This window comes from Cupriavidus sp. 01L415 (genome assembly GCF_056400065.1).
This window is the reverse complement of sequence record NZ_JBFTSP010000002.1, coordinates 350,043-365,244: the sequence shown is the minus strand read 5'-3', so window position 1 is coordinate 365,244 and position 15,202 is coordinate 350,043. Positions and strand designations below refer to the sequence as shown.

Annotated in this window: 13 protein-coding genes; 1 reads left to right on the top strand and 12 read right to left on the bottom strand. The window is 64.0% G+C overall.

Annotation, left to right across the window (positions count from 1 at the left end; translation table 11 throughout):
• Positions 1-20: 20 nt before the first annotated feature.
• Together AC1DOX_RS06930 and ppsA are read right to left on the bottom strand one after the other, a co-directional pair.
• Entirely contained in the window at positions 21-446 is a 426-nt protein-coding gene (locus AC1DOX_RS06930) for an NfeD family protein (protein WP_441614798.1), read from the bottom strand.
• A 182-nt stretch (positions 447-628) separates the two neighbouring features.
• Positions 629-3,013 carry a phosphoenolpyruvate synthase gene (ppsA, locus tag AC1DOX_RS06925; protein WP_441614800.1) on the bottom strand — a complete coding sequence of 795 codons (2,385 nt, stop codon included), beginning with the start codon at positions 3,011-3,013 and terminating at the stop codon, positions 629-631.
• A gap of 260 nt (positions 3,014-3,273) precedes the next feature.
• Here ppsA and ppsR point away from each other — a divergent pair, with 260 nt between their 5' ends.
• Positions 3,274-4,200 (top strand): posphoenolpyruvate synthetase regulatory kinase/phosphorylase PpsR, encoded by a 927-nt coding sequence (ppsR, locus tag AC1DOX_RS06920; RefSeq protein ID WP_441614802.1) that lies wholly within the window; start codon positions 3,274-3,276, stop codon positions 4,198-4,200.
• Positions 4,201-4,372: 172 nt separating this feature from the next.
• On the opposite strand, the gene AC1DOX_RS06915 is transcribed toward ppsR, so the two are convergent.
• From AC1DOX_RS06915 to ispC, 10 genes are all read right to left on the bottom strand, one after another.
• Positions 4,373-5,152, bottom strand: coding sequence for a TrmH family RNA methyltransferase (locus AC1DOX_RS06915; RefSeq protein WP_441614804.1), 780 nt, complete (start codon positions 5,150-5,152; stop codon positions 4,373-4,375).
• A 9-nt stretch (positions 5,153-5,161) separates the two neighbouring features.
• A complete protein-coding gene (rnhB, locus tag AC1DOX_RS06910) occupies positions 5,162-5,824 on the bottom strand; it encodes a ribonuclease HII (RefSeq protein ID WP_441614806.1) in 663 nt (220 codons plus the stop codon).
• Positions 5,824-7,032: a lipid-A-disaccharide synthase gene (gene lpxB / locus AC1DOX_RS06905; RefSeq protein ID WP_441614808.1), complete on the bottom strand. Its 1,209-nt coding sequence runs from the start codon at positions 7,030-7,032 to the stop codon at positions 5,824-5,826. Before lpxB ends, rnhB begins: the two co-directional genes overlap by 1 nt.
• A gap of 13 nt (positions 7,033-7,045) precedes the next feature.
• Complete coding sequence (lpxA, locus tag AC1DOX_RS06900) at positions 7,046-7,849, bottom strand: acyl-ACP--UDP-N-acetylglucosamine O-acyltransferase (RefSeq protein ID WP_441614810.1); 804 nt, start codon at positions 7,847-7,849, stop codon at positions 7,046-7,048.
• Between the two features lie 70 nt (positions 7,850-7,919).
• Positions 7,920-8,372, bottom strand: coding sequence for a 3-hydroxyacyl-ACP dehydratase FabZ (fabZ, locus tag AC1DOX_RS06895; RefSeq protein ID WP_092133949.1), 453 nt, complete (start codon positions 8,370-8,372; stop codon positions 7,920-7,922).
• Positions 8,369-9,475, bottom strand: coding sequence for a UDP-3-O-(3-hydroxymyristoyl)glucosamine N-acyltransferase (gene lpxD / locus AC1DOX_RS06890; RefSeq protein ID WP_441614813.1), 1,107 nt, complete (start codon positions 9,473-9,475; stop codon positions 8,369-8,371). The genes fabZ and lpxD overlap by 4 nt, the downstream gene beginning before the upstream one ends.
• A gap of 50 nt (positions 9,476-9,525) precedes the next feature.
• Positions 9,526-10,059 carry an OmpH/Skp family outer membrane protein gene (locus AC1DOX_RS06885; RefSeq protein WP_092133953.1) on the bottom strand — a complete coding sequence of 178 codons (534 nt, stop codon included), beginning with the start codon at positions 10,057-10,059 and terminating at the stop codon, positions 9,526-9,528.
• Positions 10,060-10,080: 21 nt separating this feature from the next.
• Positions 10,081-12,390, bottom strand: coding sequence for an outer membrane protein assembly factor BamA (bamA, locus tag AC1DOX_RS06880; RefSeq protein WP_092133955.1), 2,310 nt, complete (start codon positions 12,388-12,390; stop codon positions 10,081-10,083).
• Positions 12,391-12,550: 160 nt separating this feature from the next.
• The gene (rseP, locus tag AC1DOX_RS06875) at positions 12,551-13,954 is read right to left on the bottom strand and encodes an RIP metalloprotease RseP (RefSeq protein WP_441614816.1); all 1,404 of its coding nucleotides are present in this window, start codon (positions 13,952-13,954) and stop codon (positions 12,551-12,553) included.
• A 41-nt stretch (positions 13,955-13,995) separates the two neighbouring features.
• Positions 13,996-15,174 (bottom strand): 1-deoxy-D-xylulose-5-phosphate reductoisomerase, encoded by a 1,179-nt coding sequence (ispC, locus tag AC1DOX_RS06870; RefSeq protein ID WP_441614818.1) that lies wholly within the window; start codon positions 15,172-15,174, stop codon positions 13,996-13,998.
• Between the last annotated feature and the right edge of the window lie 28 nt (positions 15,175-15,202).

Genomic DNA, 15,202 nt, shown 5'->3' with positions numbered 1-15,202 from the left:
GCCGGCAGGGGAAGCCCGGCTCAGCGCGGCGAGACGATCAGCGTGGCGCCACGGATCTCGATGATGCGAAATCGCCCTGGCACTGGCTCGCTGCCGGAGACCAGTTCCACGGTCCAGTCGGCCCCGCGATATGGCACGCGGGCGCGCCGGTAGCTGTCCCAGCCCGGCACTTCCAGCTCCTGGCCAATATCGAGATTGACGTCGGGATTGGTCGACGCCTCGCTCCGGCGCAGCTTGCCGAAACGCGTCCGGCGCAGCCCGACGATGCATGCGATGGCCACCAGCGCCGCGGTCACGGTCTGGATGGGCACCACGGCCCCCAGCAGTGCCGCAACGCCGCCCGCAACCACGCCGACGGCGATCATCAGCAGATAGAAAGTCCCCGTCGCCATCTCCGCGATCACCAGCACGACCGCGGCGGCAAACCAAAGGTAGTACGACGCCATCCCGCTCCTTTCGTCCAGATACAAGACATCCGGCCAATAAAAAACCCCCGCGACACGCTTAAGGCGTCTGCGGGGGCAGATGGAACACCTGCCGCAGGGCCGGTGCCGCGCGGCGCACCGACCAGGTCGGGCGCCGTCTTGGGATGAAGCTATTGTGACGCGAAATGCCTTGGGAAGCCAGATCAGGAAGCCAGCTGTTGCCAGGTTTCCACCACGGAGTCCGGATTCAGCGAAATCGACTTGATGCCTTCCTTGGCCAGCCAGGCGGCGAAGTCCGGATGGTCCGAGGGGCCCTGACCGCAGATGCCGACGTACTTGTCCAGGCGCAACGCCGTGGAAATGGCGCGTTGCAGCATGAAGCGGACAGCCGGATCGCGCTCGTCGAAGTCCCGGGCCAGCAGTTCCATGCCGGAATCACGATCCAGCCCCAGCGTGAGCTGCGTCAGGTCGTTCGAGCCGATCGAGAAGCCATCGAAATACTGCAGGAACTCCTCGGCCAGGATGGCGTTGGACGGCACTTCGCACATCATGATGATGCGCAGGCCGTTTTCGCCACGCTTCAGGCCGTGCTTGGCCAGCAGCTCGATGACCTTTGCCGCCTGACCCAGCGTCCGCACGAACGGCACCATGATCTCGACGTTGGTCAGACCCATTTCGTCGCGTACGCGCTTCATGGCCTTGCATTCCATCTCGAACGCTTCGGCGAACTCGTCGGAGATATAGCGCGAGGCGCCGCGGAAGCCCAGCATCGGGTTTTCCTCGTCCGGCTCATAGCGCGAGCCGCCGATCAGCTTCTTGTACTCGTTCGACTTGAAGTCCGACAGACGCACGATCACGGGCTTCGGATAGAACGCCGCGCCGATCGTCGCGATGCCTTCGGCCAGCTTGTCCACGTAGAACGCGCGCGGGCTGGCATGGCCACGGGCCACCGATTCGACGGCCTTCTTCAGGTCCGCATCGACCTGCGGATAGTCGAGGATCGCCTTCGGGTGGACGCCGATGTTGTTGTTGATGATGAACTCGAGGCGAGCCAGACCCACGCCGTGATTCGGGATCTGCGCGAAGTCGAACGCAAGCTGCGGATTGCCCACGTTCATCATGATCTTGGTCTCGATCTCCGGCATTTCGCCGCGCTGGACCTCGGTCACTTCGGTCTCGAGCAGACCATCATAGATGCGGCCTTCGTCGCCTTCGGCGCACGACACCGTCACCAGCGTGCCATCCTTGAGCAAGTCGGTCGCATCGCCGCAACCCACCACGGCCGGCACGCCCAGTTCACGGGCGATGATGGCCGCGTGGCAGGTACGGCCACCCCGGTTGGTCACGATAGCAGCGGCGCGCTTCATCACCGGCTCCCAGTTCGGGTCGGTCATGTCGGCCACCAGCACGTCGCCGGGCTGCACGCGTTCCATCTCGGACGGATCGTTGATGACGCGCACCGGGCCGGTACCGATCTTCTGGCCGATGGCACGGCCACTGGTCAGCACCGGGGCGGTGCCCTTCAACTTGAAGCGCAGCTCGGCCTTGCCGGCGGCCTGGCTCTTCACCGTTTCCGGACGCGCCTGCAGGATGTAGATCTTGCCGTCCTTGCCGTCCTTGCCCCACTCGATGTCCATCGGGCGGGCATAGTGCTTCTCGATGATCATGGCGTACTTCGCCAGCTCGGAGACATCGTCGTCCGTGATCGAGTAACGGTTGCGCAGTTCGGGCGGCACGTCCACGGTCTTCACGCGGCCGGCTTCGCCCGGGCCCGTGAATTCCATCTTGATCAGCTTCGAGCCGATCGAGCGGCGGATGATCGGGTACTTGCCAGCCTGCAGCGTCGGCTTGAAGACGTAGAACTCGTCCGGGTTCACCGCGCCCTGCACCACCGTCTCGCCCAGGCCGTAGCTGGAGGTGATGAAGACCACGTCCGGGAAACCCGATTCCGTATCGATGGTGAACATCACGCCCGAAGCGGCCAGATCCGAACGGACCATGCGCTGCACGCCGGCGGACAGCGCCACCACGTCGTGCGCAAAGCCCTTGTGGACGCGGTAGGAAATGGCGCGGTCGTTGTACAGCGAGGCAAACACGTGCTTGATCTTGTCGAGCACGTCGTCGATGCCGCTGACGTTGAGGTAGGACTCCTGCTGGCCTGCAAACGAAGCGTCGGGCAAGTCTTCAGCGGTGGCGGACGAACGCACGGCGAACGAGGCCTCGGCGCCTTCGCGCGCGGACACGCGGGCGTAGTGGTCACGGATCTCCTGCTCCAGGCGCGGCTGGAACGGGGCGGCGGCCACCCAGCCGCGGATCTCGGCGCCGGCTTCCGCCAGGGCCTTCACGTCGTCGACGTCAAGCGTCTTCAGGCGTTCGGAAATGCGGGCGGTCAGGTTGTTGTGCTGCAGGAAGTCGCGGAACGCCAGCGAGGTCGTGGCGAAACCACCGGGAACGCGGACGCCGGCCTCTGCCAGCTGGGAGATCATCTCGCCCAGCGAAGAGTTCTTGCCGCCGACGATTTCCACGTCATGCATGCGCAACTGCTCGAACGGCAGCACATAGGCGCCGTTATCTGCCTGGTTGGTCATAAAAGCCTCAAAACAAAGTAAGAAATCTTTTGCACCGACCGGTATGTTGTTGGCGTTCTGTTCCCGGTGGATCGCTTGGCTAAGCATTCCCTGAGTTTGCCGTCGGAAGGGTCCTATGCTGCGGCGCACATTGTCAACAATCCCACCGCAGATCGTTGCCCCGTCGACGTCGGCTGAATTGCTTAGCCAAAAGATCGCCGCTATTCTACCGTGCCGCACCGCACTTCCGCGCAGAGGCGGCTTCAAATAATTGATCAGACATGTCCCTCCCCGAAGCGCCTGATGCGTCTCAACCGGCGCATGCGCCCGGCACGACAACCGTCCCGGCCCCTCAGACTCCGGCAGCCACCCCTGCCAGCGCCGATCGCCCTGCCGTACGTACGGTTTTTATCGTTTCCGATGGCACCGGCATCACGGCGGAAACGTTCAGTCATTCGATCCTGGCGCAGTTCGAAATGCGCTTTCGGAAAGTTCGGATGCCGTTCGTCGATACGCCGGAAAAGGCACATGTCGCCGTCGGCAAGATCAATGAGGCGTTCTACAACGAGGGCGCGCCACCCATCGTATTCACCACGCTGGTCAACGCCGAATCGAACAAGGCCATGCGGCGTGCGAAGGGGATGATCCTGGACATGTTCCAGACCTTCATCGAACCGCTGGAAAAGGAACTGGGCCTCAAGTCCACGCATGCCATCGGCCGCTTCCACCAGAACGCGGACACGGAGGCCTACAAGAACCGGATCGAGGCCATCAACTTCTCGCTGGCACACGACGACGGCCAGTCGCACAAGAACCTGGAAGAAGCTGACGTGATCCTGGTGGGCGTGTCGCGCAGCGGCAAGACCCCGACCAGCCTCTACCTGGCCATGCAGTATGGACTGAAGGCCGCCAATTACCCGCTGATCCCGGATGATTTCGAGCGCGGGCGGCTACCGTCGGCGCTCTATGCGTTCAAACCGAAGATCTTTGGCTTGTCGATCGATCCGCACCGCCTGACCGAGATCCGCAATGAGCGGCGCCCGGGCAGCAAATATGCGGCACTGGAGAACTGTCGCTATGAGGTCAATGAAGCGGAGGCGATGATGCGCCGCGAAGGCATCAAGTGGCTGTCTTCGACGCACAAGTCCATCGAAGAGATCGCGACGACCATCCTGCAGGAGATCAAGGTCGACCGCGACAACTACTAGCATTTTGAGAATCGTCCCGTGGCCCGGTGGTGGCTACGGGCGCAGCATTGTGTGGTCAAGACTTGCCGCAGGACCAATGACCGCAATGACTGCGATGACCACCATGACTGCCATGACTGCAGGCCACCAGATTTGCCACGGATCGGGCGGCACGACGACCGCCCCGGCGACGCTACGCGCGCCGCTGGCGAATCGCTTCAAACAGGCACACGGCCGTCGCCGCCGCCACGTTCAGCGATTCCAGCCCGCCAGGCTGCGGAATGCCCACGGTGCGCGATACGCGCGCCATCCATGCCTCGCTGACGCCAGCGCCTTCGTTGCCAACCACCCATCCGACAGGCTCGCGCAGGTCGGTGTCGAACACAGCCGCATCCGCGTGGGATGACGTCGCCAGCAACGGTACCGCCAGACGGCTCTCCAGCATCTCCAGCGAACAATGCTCGACGATATTGAGATGGAAGTTCGCACCCATGCCGGCGCGCAGCGTCTTGACCGACCATGCGAATGCACAGCCAGTTGTCAGGAACGCGTGCGGAATCCCCGCTGCGGCGGCACTACGCAGGATCGAGCCCACGTTGCCTGCATCCTGAACGCCATCGAGGATGATGCAATCGGTGTCGATCTTCGACGGCAGGTGGCCCGCCGGCGTGTCAACCACCAGCATCAGGTCGACGCCATTCACCACACTGCTGATCTGCGTGAACAGCGCGTCGGCCAGCACGACCACCCTGTCGGGATCGACCTGGTCCAGCAGCGAACGTACCTCGGCATGGTCGTAGTGACGTTCACCCACCACGCAACTGGCAGGCTGTCCCAGCGCAGCGATGTACGCCTGCGCCAGATGAACCCCATCGAGCACGGATTGCCCCGCCTTGCGGCGTTGATGCGTGGAGCCCGTCAGGGCCTTCAGGTGCTTGAACAGCGCGTTGTCGCGCGAGGTGACGTGCTTCAAGGAAGTGTCTCAGAAAGGCAGTGCGTCGCGCTGCAGCACCACGCGAACCGGCGCGAACGACCGGCGGTGATGCGGCGTGGCACCGAACTGCTCCAGCGCAGCAAGATGTTGAGGCGTGGGATAGCCGACGTGCTTGTCGAACCCGTACTGCGGATACTCCCCATGCAAGGCGTGAAGCTCGCGATCCCGCGCCACCTTGGCCAGGATCGATGCCGCGGAGATGGCGCGAATCTTCGCATCGCCCTTTACGATGGCTTCCACGGGATACGGGACCTGCGGGCAGCGGTTGCCGTCCACCTGAACAAGGTCGGGAATGACGCCGCTGGCCGCGAGGCCCGCAACCGCCCGCTGCATCGCCAGCATCGAGGCGTGAAGGATATTGAGCGAATCGATCTCGGCGACGGATGCCGAGGCGATATGCCAGCCGAGTGCGCGCTCGCAGATGCGTTCGAAGAGCACTTCGCGCTTGTCGGCAGTCAGAATCTTTGAGTCGGCCAGGCCCCGGATCTGGCGATCCGGGTTGAGCACCACCGCGGCCGCATAGACCGGGCCGGCCAGCGGCCCGCGCCCCGCCTCGTCCACGCCGCACAGGCGCCGGACCACGGCGACTGTCTGCGTCAGCTCCAGGCCCAGTTGCGGAGACGGTGTCGTATCGGCTTTCGTGCGGGCCATCAGCGCACTCCCCGCCCGTGCATGAGTTCGACCACAACGCCGGCAGCCAGGTTGGCGGTATCGCGTTTCAGAGTCTCGTGCATGGTAGTGAAATGCTCGCGCAGGAAGGCAATATTGCCTTCGTCGTTGAGCTGCAGCAGCGTCTCGCGCGCTAACGCCTCGGGCGTGGCGTCGTCCTGCAGCAACTCGGGCACGACAAAACGGCCTGAGAGAATATTAGGCAGTCCCACGTAAGGCAGATAGCCCTGCCGTTTCATGATCTGCGCTGTCAGCCAGGGCACCTTGTAAGAAATCACCATTGGCTTCTTGTACAGCGCCGCTTCAAGCGTCGCCGTGCCGCTGGCCAGCAGCACCACGTCGGCGGATTCCATGGCCAGATGCGATTGACCTTCCACGATCGTCAGGTCGATCTCCGGATACTGGGCATGGAGTGCTTCGACGATCGCACGCAGCGGCGCGCTGGCGGCGGGGAGCACGAAAGCCAGGTTGCCGTCCATGCGGTGCATGCGATCCATGGCCGCGAAGAAGGTGGCACCGAGGTTGCGCACCTCGGACTGACGGCTTCCCGGCAAGACAGCCACAATCCGCTTGCCGTCCGGAAGGCCCAGCTTTTCGCGCGCGCCTGCGACGTCGGGCACCATCGGGATCACATCGGCCAGCGGATGGCCGACATAGGTCGCGGGGATGCCGGCCTTCGCGTAGATCTCCGGCTCGAACGGGAACAGGCAGAGGATGTGGTCAACGGCGCGCGCAATCGTGCGGATGCGGCCACCCCGCCAGGCCCATATCGATGGACTGACGAAATGCACGACCGGAATACCTGCGCGGCGCAGCGGCACCTCCAGCCCGAAATTGAAATCGGGGGCATCCACGCCGATAAAGCACAGCGGTGGTTGCGCCAGCAGCTTGTCTCGGACCGCCCGGCGCGTGGCCAGGATTTCCCGCAAGGAGCCAAGGACTTCGACGTAGCCGTTGACGGACAGCGTCTCCATTGGCCAATGGGAAACAAAGCCCTGCGCCATCATTCGGCGGCCACCAATCCCGGCAAAGTCCACGGACTCGCCCAGCCGTGCGTGGAGCCCTTCCAGCAGCAGCGATGCCAGCAAGTCGCCCGAGGCTTCCCCGGCGACCATGGCGATCGTGCCGCGCTTGTTCACGTCCATTCCCGCGACAGCGGGCAGTTCGGCCTGCACTGCGGCGTCGACCATGTCCAACCGGGCTTCAGCGAACAATGCCGCGCTGCGTGGCGGCCAGGAAGTCCACGAAGGCACGCAGCGGCACGCCGGTGGCAGCGTCGAACTGGGCCAGCAATGCGGCAATCTCGTTGCGCGCGTCGTCAAAACTCAGGTCGGACTTGTACAGCAGCTTGTAGGCCTGGCGAAGCGCGGCGATCTGGCCCGCGTCAAAGCCGCGGCGACGCAGCCCTTCCACGTTGATGCCATGAGGCGTGGCCTTGTTGCCGTTCTTGTCGCTGGCCGCGATCACGAACGGCGGCACGTCCTGCACGAGTGCCGAGGCACCGCCGAGCATGGCATGCGCGCCGATGCGCACGAACTGGTGCACACCGCTCATGCCGCCCAGGATGGCCCAGTCGCCCACTTCCACGTGGCCGGCGATCTGCGCATTGCTGGAGAACACCGTGTTGTTGCCCACACGGCAGTCGTGCGCGATGTGCACGTAGGCCATGATCCAGTTGTCATTGCCCAGGCTGGTCACGCCGCGATCCTGCACCGTACCGGTATGGATCGTCGTGAATTCACGAATCGTGTTGCGATCGCCAATTTCGAGCCGCGTCGGCTCGTTGGCGTACTTCATGTCCTGCGGCACACCGCCCACCGATGCGTACGGGCCGATGCGGTTGCCTTCGCCGATGCTGGTGTGGCCTTCGACGGTGGTATGCGAGCCGATCCGGGTGCCGCTGCCAATCCGCACATTCGGGCCGACGATGGAAAACGGGCCGACGGTAACATCGGCGGCCAGTTCTGCCTTCGGATCGACCAGTGCGGTGGGATGGATTTGCGTCATACGTCCTGTCCTGTGGTGTGTGGTCTGTAGTGAGTCCCGCGGCCAGGCGCGGGGACGGGCTCGGCAGCGGTCAGCCTTCAGCCTGCTTCACCGTGCACATCAGCTCGGCTTCACACGCCACTTCGCCGTCGACGGTGGCGCTGGCCTTGAACTTCCAGATGCCGCGAATGTAGCGCTCCACGGTCACGTTCAGATGCAACTGGTCGCCGGGGTACACCACGCGCTTGAAACGTGCGCCGTCGATGCCCACGAAGTAATACAGCGCGCCTTCCTTGCGCTCCATATCGGCGCCGAAGGTCAGCAAGCCGGCCGACTGCGCCAGCGCTTCCAGAATCATGACGCCCGGCATCACCGGCTGGTCCGGGAAATGCCCCATGAAGTACGGCTCGTTGATCGTGACGTTCTTCAGGGTCTTGATCCGCTTTTGCGGTTCGAACTCGAGCACGCGGTCGACCAGCAGGATCGGATACCGATGCGGCAGCAGCTTCAGGATCTTGCGGATGTCGATGTCGGAGGCGGTCATGATGATTTCTCTTCGTCTTGTTTGCTATTGGACCCGGCGGATTCGCCGCGCAGGCGGCGCTCCAGCTGCACCACGCGGTCGCGCAGCTTGCTCAGCCCGCGCACGATGGCCGCATTGCGCTCCCATTCGCCATGCGTCGTGAACGGAAACACGCTGGTGTAATGCCCACCGGGTTTGGTAATCGATTTGGTAATCGATGTGCCGCCGGACACTGTGGTCCGGTCGGCGATATTCAAATGGCCAGAAAAATTGGCCGCGCCCCCGATCACGCAGAATTTGCCGATCTTCGTGCTGCCCGAAACCGCAGCCGTGCCGGCAATCACCGTATGGGCGCCCACGTGCACGTTGTGCGCGATCTGCACCTGGTTGTCGATCTTGCAACCGTCCTCAATCACCGTATCGGCCATCGCACCACGGTCGACGGCCGTATTGGCGCCGATCTCCACGTCATTGCCGAGCACCGCACGGCCCACCTGCGGGATCTTGACGTATTCGACTCCGGCCGGCCCGATATCGGGCGCAAAGCCAAAGCCGTCGGCGCCAATCACCGCCCCGCTGTGCAGGATGTTGCGCGCACCCACCACGCAACGATGATAGACAGAAACATTGGCGTAGATGAGCGTATCTTCGCCGATCCGCGCGCCTGCGCCGATAAAGGCATTTGCCAGGATCCGCACGCGCTCGCCCAGTTGCGCACCGGCCTCGATCACCACATTGGGACCAATGAAGCAGGAGGCCGGTACCACGGCGTCCGCGGCCACGCTGGCGCGCGGATCGATGCCAACGCGCGGGTCGGCATTGGCTTCGCGGTCGAAACGCTGGGCCACGCGAGCAAAGCAGACGTACGGGTTGCGTGCCACGAGCCAGTTGCGGCCATCGGCGTGCCCTTCGGCGCGAATACGCTCGAGGTCGGCAGGCGACACGATGACGGCACCGGCCCCCGAGGCCAACGCCTGCGGCAAGTACAGCGGATTGGACAGGAAAGACAGGTCGCCGGGGCCGGCCTGGTCAAGCGGTGCCAGACCGCTCACGGCCAGGTCGGGATCACCCACAACCTGCGCGCCGTTCTCGGTGGCGAGCTGACCCAGTGTGGGTGTCTGCATGGCGGTACTTCCTTGGAGATCGAAACAGCGGCGAACGAAAGGCGCGCCGCTTACTTGCCCGTGCTGCCGGCGTTCAACGCCTTCATCACGTCATCGGTAATGTCGATGCGCGGATTCACGTAGACCGCTTCCTGCACGATCAGGTCGTACTTGCGCTGCTCGGCCAGCTGACGGATCACGCGATTGGCGCGTTCCAGCACCTGGGCCAGCTCCTCGTTCCGGCGCTGGTTCAGGTCTTCACGGAATTCGCGCTGCTTGCGCTGGAATTCGCGATCCAGGTCTGCCACCTCACGCTGGCGGCGCTGGCGATCAGAGTCAGCCAGGACGGCGGTGTCCTTGTCGAGCTTGTCGGCCATGCCCTTGATCTTCTGGGCCATGTCCTGCAGTTCGCGGTCACGCTTGGAAAATTCCTGCTCGAGCTTGACCTGCGCCGCCTTGGCGGGCACCGAGTCACGCAGGATACGTTCCGAGTTGACCGCGGCAATACGAGCCTCCTGAGCCATCGCCGGCGCTGCCGCGCACAGGGCCGCAGCGGCCAGCGCGGCCGCGCTCAGGGATTTCGTCAGTGAAGTATGGAGTTTCATGAAACAAATCCTTTGTGGGGATCAGAACGCAGTACCGATCTGGAACTGGAAGCGCTGGACACGGTCGGTCTCGTCCTTCTTCAGCGGGAAGCCCATGCTGACCTTGAGCGGACCGATCGGCGACAGCCAGGACATACCGAAACCGGTCGAATACTTCAGGTCGCTGACCGTAATTGGCGCGCCTTCCTGGTAGACGTTACCGAAGTCGAAGAACGTGAACAGGCGCAGCGTGCGGTCCACGCCCGAACCCGGCAGCGGGAACACGAACTCGACGTTACCGATCAACTTGGATGCGCCGCCAACCGGGTTGCCGTTCTGGTCCTTCGGTCCGAGCGTGCTGGTCTGGTAGCCGCGCACCGAACCGATACCACCGGCGTAGAAGTACTTGAACACCGGGAACGGCGTCGCGCCGTAGCCGTGGCCGTACGCCACTTCACCGTTCAGGGCCAGGGTAAAGGCCTTGGACAGCGGGTAGAAATACTGCTGCTGGAAGCTGGCGCGGTAGTACTGGGTGTCGCCGCCCGGTACGCCCACTTCCAGGTTGGCCTGAGTGTACGGACCCTTGGTCGGGATCAGCGCGCTGTCACGACGGTCTCGCGCCCAGCCAATCGTAAACGGGAAGTTGTTGATCGGATCGCCACTGGTCTTGCCAATCTTGTTCAGCCATGCCGTGTACTGGCTCGGCGTGTTGACCGACGTGTAGACCTGCGTGCGTTCGTAGCCGATGCCGAAGAACACCGTATCGTTCTCGGAGAACGGCACGCCGAACTTGAAGCCACCGCCGGCGGACACGATCTTGTAGTCCTGGTCACCGGTGTAGTACAGCGGACGGGACGTACGGTAGTAGATATCCGTCGACCGGCTGATACCGTCCACCGTGAAGTACGGGTCGTACTGCGTCAGCGCGATGGTACGGAACGACTTGGCCGTGTTCACGTCCAGCCCCAGGCTGGTACCGGAACCGAACACGTTGTCCTGGCGCAGGCCGGCCTGCAGCACGAGCTTGTCCGTGGACGAGAAGCCCAGGCCCAGGCTAATCTGGCCGGTCGGCTTTTCGGTCACGTTGACGTTCACATCCACCTGGTCGGGCGCGCCCGGCACGTCTTCGGTGGTGATGTTGGTGTCCGTGAAGTACCCGGTACGATTGATACGCGCCTGCGATTGCGTCAGCTTCTCGCTGTCGAACCACGAGCTTTCCATCTGGCGCATTTCACGACGCACGACTTCGTCGCGGGTCTTGCTGTTACCGACCACATTCACGCGACGCACGTACACGCGGCGGCCCGGGTCCACCATCAGCGTCAGCGCCACTTCGCGCTTTTCCTGGTCAACCTGCGGCTGCGGGTTGATCGTCGTGAACGCATAGCCATAGGTACCCAGCAGGTCCGTGATGGCCTTGGTGCTGGCGGTCAGCTTTTCGGACGAGAAGATGTCGCCCTTCTTCAGCTGCAACAGCTTTTCCATCTCCGCCTGCTTGCCCAGCGTTTCACCGGCCAGGTGGATTTCGGACACCTTGTACTGCTCGCCTTCCTTGATGTTCAGCGTCAGGAAGATGTCCTTCTTGTCCGGCGTAATCGAGACCTGCGTGGACTCGATCTGGAACTCCAGGTAACCGCGGTTCAGGTAGTACGAACGCAGCGCTTCCAGGTCAGCCGTCAGTTTCTGCTTCGAGTACAGGTCGTTCTTGGTGTACCAGGACAGCCAGTTCGGCGTGGACAACTGCATCTCATCGCGCAGCGTGCTTTCCTTGAACGCCTTGTTGCCGACGATATTGATCTGGCGGATCTTGGCGACCGGACCTTCTTCCACGTTGAACACCACGGACACGCGGTTGCGGTCCACCGGGGTCACCGTGGTCTGCACATCCGCCGCGTAGTAGCCGCGCGCCACGTACTGGCGCTTGAGCTCCTGCTCGGCCTTGTCGATCAGGGCCTTGTCGTAGTAACGGGCTTCTGCCACGCCCACGGCACGCAGGGACCGGCGCAGCGTGTCCTTGTCGAATTCCTTGATACCGACGAATTCCAGCTGGGAGATCGCCGGACGCTCTTCCACCTGCACTACCAGCACGCCGTCTTCGGCGCGGATCTGCACGTCCTTGAAGAAACCGGTGTTGTACAGCGCGCGAATGGCATCCGCGCCCTTGTCGTCGGTGAAGGTCTCGCCGACGCGGACAGGGAGGTAACCGAAAACGGTGCCCGGCTCGACGCGCTGCAGGCCTTCAACGCGGATATCCTTGACCACGAACGGATCGGCGGCCCAGCCCGCCGGGCTCCACGCCGCGATAATGGCACTCGTCAGCAGGCCCAGCGAGATGCGCTTATGTCTGATCAATGTTGATCCCCTCTTCCTCTTTGATTCCATGCAGGGTTTTGGCTCCGATGCCGTCCGGGACTACGCCTGACAACGCTGGCAAGGCCGATCCGTCCCGACGGGAAAATGTCCCCCAGGATGCGACCGCCCCCCGCCGACACACGTTTCGGGCTGCGCGAAGCTAGCCGCGCGCAAGAAACAGTCGGCTGACGTCATTGAACAAAGCGAGTGAGGTCAGGAGCAAGATGCACGCGATGCCGACCTTCTGCAGCATCGCTTGCCAGTGGTCTGGTACGGGCCTGCCAGTCAAAAATTCCACGCAATAATACAGCAAATGCCCCCCATCCAGAACCGGAATGGGTAACAAATTGAGCACACCGAGGCTGACGCTGACCAGTGCCAGGAAACTCACGAACGGCTGCCAGCCCAGGTTCGCCGCGCGGCCCGCATAGTCCGCCACGGTCAGCGGACCGCTCAGGTTCTGCAGCGAAGCCTGCCCGACGAGCATCTTGCCGAGCAGCTTCAGGGACAGCGTACTGGTGCTCCAGACCTGTCCTGCAGCGCGCGCCAGCGCCTGCATCGGCGGATAACGCACGATTTCCGTCTCTACAGCCTGATTCAGCGCCGCCCCGAGCTTGCCGGTCGGGCCAGCGGGCGCGCCCGAGGCATCCCTGGCACCTTCCGCGGCCGGCGCCGAATCCAGCCTCACCGGTACGTCCAGCCGCTGGCCGGCGCGTTCGACGCCCAGCGTCACCGGCTCGCCCGGACGAGCCCGGACGCCCCGGATCAGCTCGCTGGCCTGGGTCAGCGGCTGGCCCTGCCAGGTCACCACGCGGTCTCCGGCCTTCAGGCCGGCGCGCTGCGCCGCCGAATCCGGCACGATCTCGGTGATGGTGACCGGCCCACCCTTCAGGTTCAGCCCCAGCGTGGCCAGCGGGTCCTGGTCCGGATTGCCGCCCGTATTGGGCAGCCGCGACAGCGTGACGTCCCGCTCCGCACCGTCGGCACCGCGTACATGCAGCACCGCGCGTGCGTCGCCGAAGCCTTCGGCGAACACCGCCATGCGCAAGTCGTTCCAGGAGCGTACCGCTTCCGTGTGGTCGTTCGCGGTCAGGGACAGGATGCGATCGCCCTCGCGAATGCCGGCTTGCGCAGCCACACTGCCGTCTACGGGGGCGGCCACCACCGGCACGGGTTCGCGCATACCGCCGGCAAACAGGACCACGTACAGCGCGATGGCCAGCGCAAAGTTGGCCACCGGCCCCGCTGCGACGATCACAAAGCGCTTGCCGACAGGCTGTCGGTTGAAGGCGCGCGGCAGATCGGCGGGGTCGATCGGCGGATCGACTTCGGGGTCACGCTCGCGCTCGTCAAGCATCTTCACGTAGCCGCCCAGCGGAATGGCGGCCAGCGTCCACTCGGTGCGGTCACGCCCCTTGCTGACCCAGCGGGCCAGGGGGCGGCCGAAGCCGATGGAGAACCGCAGCACCTTGACCCCGCAGGCGCGCGCGGCAAGGTAGTGACCCATCTCGTGCACGAAAATCAGAATGCACAGGGCGACAATGAACGCGATGACGGTTTGCATGGCAAATCACCCCCTCGAGACCTGGCCCGCGCTGCGATCCATCAGCGGCCGGCCAGACGTGTCAGCAATGCCTGCGCGGCGCGGCGAGCTTCGGCATCGGCCGCCAAAACGCCCTCGAGCGTCCCGGCCGAACCGGCGTGCGGAAGTTCGAGGACACCGGCCACCACGCGGGCAATATCGGTAAAGCGGATAGCGCCGCCGAGGAAGGCCTCCACGGCGACCTCGTTGGCCGCATTCAAGACGGCCGGCGCCACGCCACCCGCGCGCAATGCATCAAAGGCTAGTCCCAGGCACGGAAAACGCTCAAGGTCCGGCGTCTCAAAATGGAGGCCGCCGGCGATTGTCAGGTCCAGCGGCGTCACGCCGGAGTCGATGCGCTCCGGATACGCCATGCCATAGGCGATCGGTGTCCGCATGTCCGGATTGCCGAGCTGCGCCAGCACCGAACCGTCGGCATAGGCCACCATCGAGTGCACGATGCTCTGCGGGTGGATCAGCACTTCGATCTTTTCGGCCGGCGCGCCGAACAGCCAGTGGGCCTCGATCACCTCCAGGCCCTTGTTCATCATCGTCGCCGAATCCACCGAGATCTTGCGGCCCATGACCCATTTCGGATGGGCACAGGCCTGGTCAGGCGTGATGTCGTGCAACGTGGACGGGTCGCGGGTGCGGAACGGGCCGCCCGACGCCGTCAGCAGCACCTTCGAAACACCCGCTGCGTAGCGCGGATCGCTGGTCGGCAGGCACTGGAAGATGGCGTTGTGTTCGCTGTCGATCGGCAGCAGCGTGGCGCCATGCTCGCGCACGGCGTCCATGAATATGGCGCCGGACATCACCAACGATTCCTTGTTGGCCAGCAGCACGCGCTTGCCGGCGCGGGCAGCGGCAAGCGACGAGCGCAGGCCAGCGGCGCCGACGATAGCGGCCATCACTGCATCGGTACCGCTGTCGGCGGCAATCGATTCCAGGGCGGCTTCACCGTGGCTGACTTCGGTCTTCAGGCCGGCGGCGCGCAGCAGCGCCTCCAGCTGGCTGGCGGCCTCGGCCGTTCCGACCACGGCCCGTGCCGGGCGGAACTCGACGCACGCGGCGGCCAGCTTGTCGACCTGACGGTGCGCGCTGAGCGCATGCACGGTATAGCGGTCCGGATGTCGACGGACGACGTCGAGCGTGCTTTCGCCGATGGAGCCGGTGGCGCCCAGGATGGTGATACGTTGCATAGACCAGATAACCGAATTCAGATTGTGA

Coding starts and splice junctions, on each gene's coding strand:
- lpxA (WP_441614810.1), bottom strand. CDS start 7,849: ATGACGCAAATCCATCCCACCGCACTGGTCGATCCGAAGGCAGAACTG.
- ispC (WP_441614818.1), bottom strand. CDS start 15,174: ATGCAACGTATCACCATCCTGGGCGCCACCGGCTCCATCGGCGAAAGC.
- ppsA (WP_441614800.1), bottom strand. CDS start 3,013: ATGACCAACCAGGCAGATAACGGCGCCTATGTGCTGCCGTTCGAGCAG.
- rseP (WP_441614816.1), bottom strand. CDS start 13,954: ATGCAAACCGTCATCGCGTTCATTGTCGCCCTGTGCATTCTGATTTTC.
- ppsR (WP_441614802.1), top strand. CDS start 3,274: ATGTCCCTCCCCGAAGCGCCTGATGCGTCTCAACCGGCGCATGCGCCC.
- lpxB (WP_441614808.1), bottom strand. CDS start 7,032: ATGGTCGACGCCGCAGTGCAGGCCGAACTGCCCGCTGTCGCGGGAATG.
- AC1DOX_RS06885 (WP_092133953.1), bottom strand. CDS start 10,059: ATGAAACTCCATACTTCACTGACGAAATCCCTGAGCGCGGCCGCGCTG.
- AC1DOX_RS06930 (WP_441614798.1), bottom strand. CDS start 446: ATGGCGTCGTACTACCTTTGGTTTGCCGCCGCGGTCGTGCTGGTGATC.
- fabZ (WP_092133949.1), bottom strand. CDS start 8,372: ATGACCGCCTCCGACATCGACATCCGCAAGATCCTGAAGCTGCTGCCG.
- rnhB (WP_441614806.1), bottom strand. CDS start 5,824: ATGGCCCGCACGAAAGCCGATACGACACCGTCTCCGCAACTGGGCCTG.
- lpxD (WP_441614813.1), bottom strand. CDS start 9,475: ATGCAGACACCCACACTGGGTCAGCTCGCCACCGAGAACGGCGCGCAG.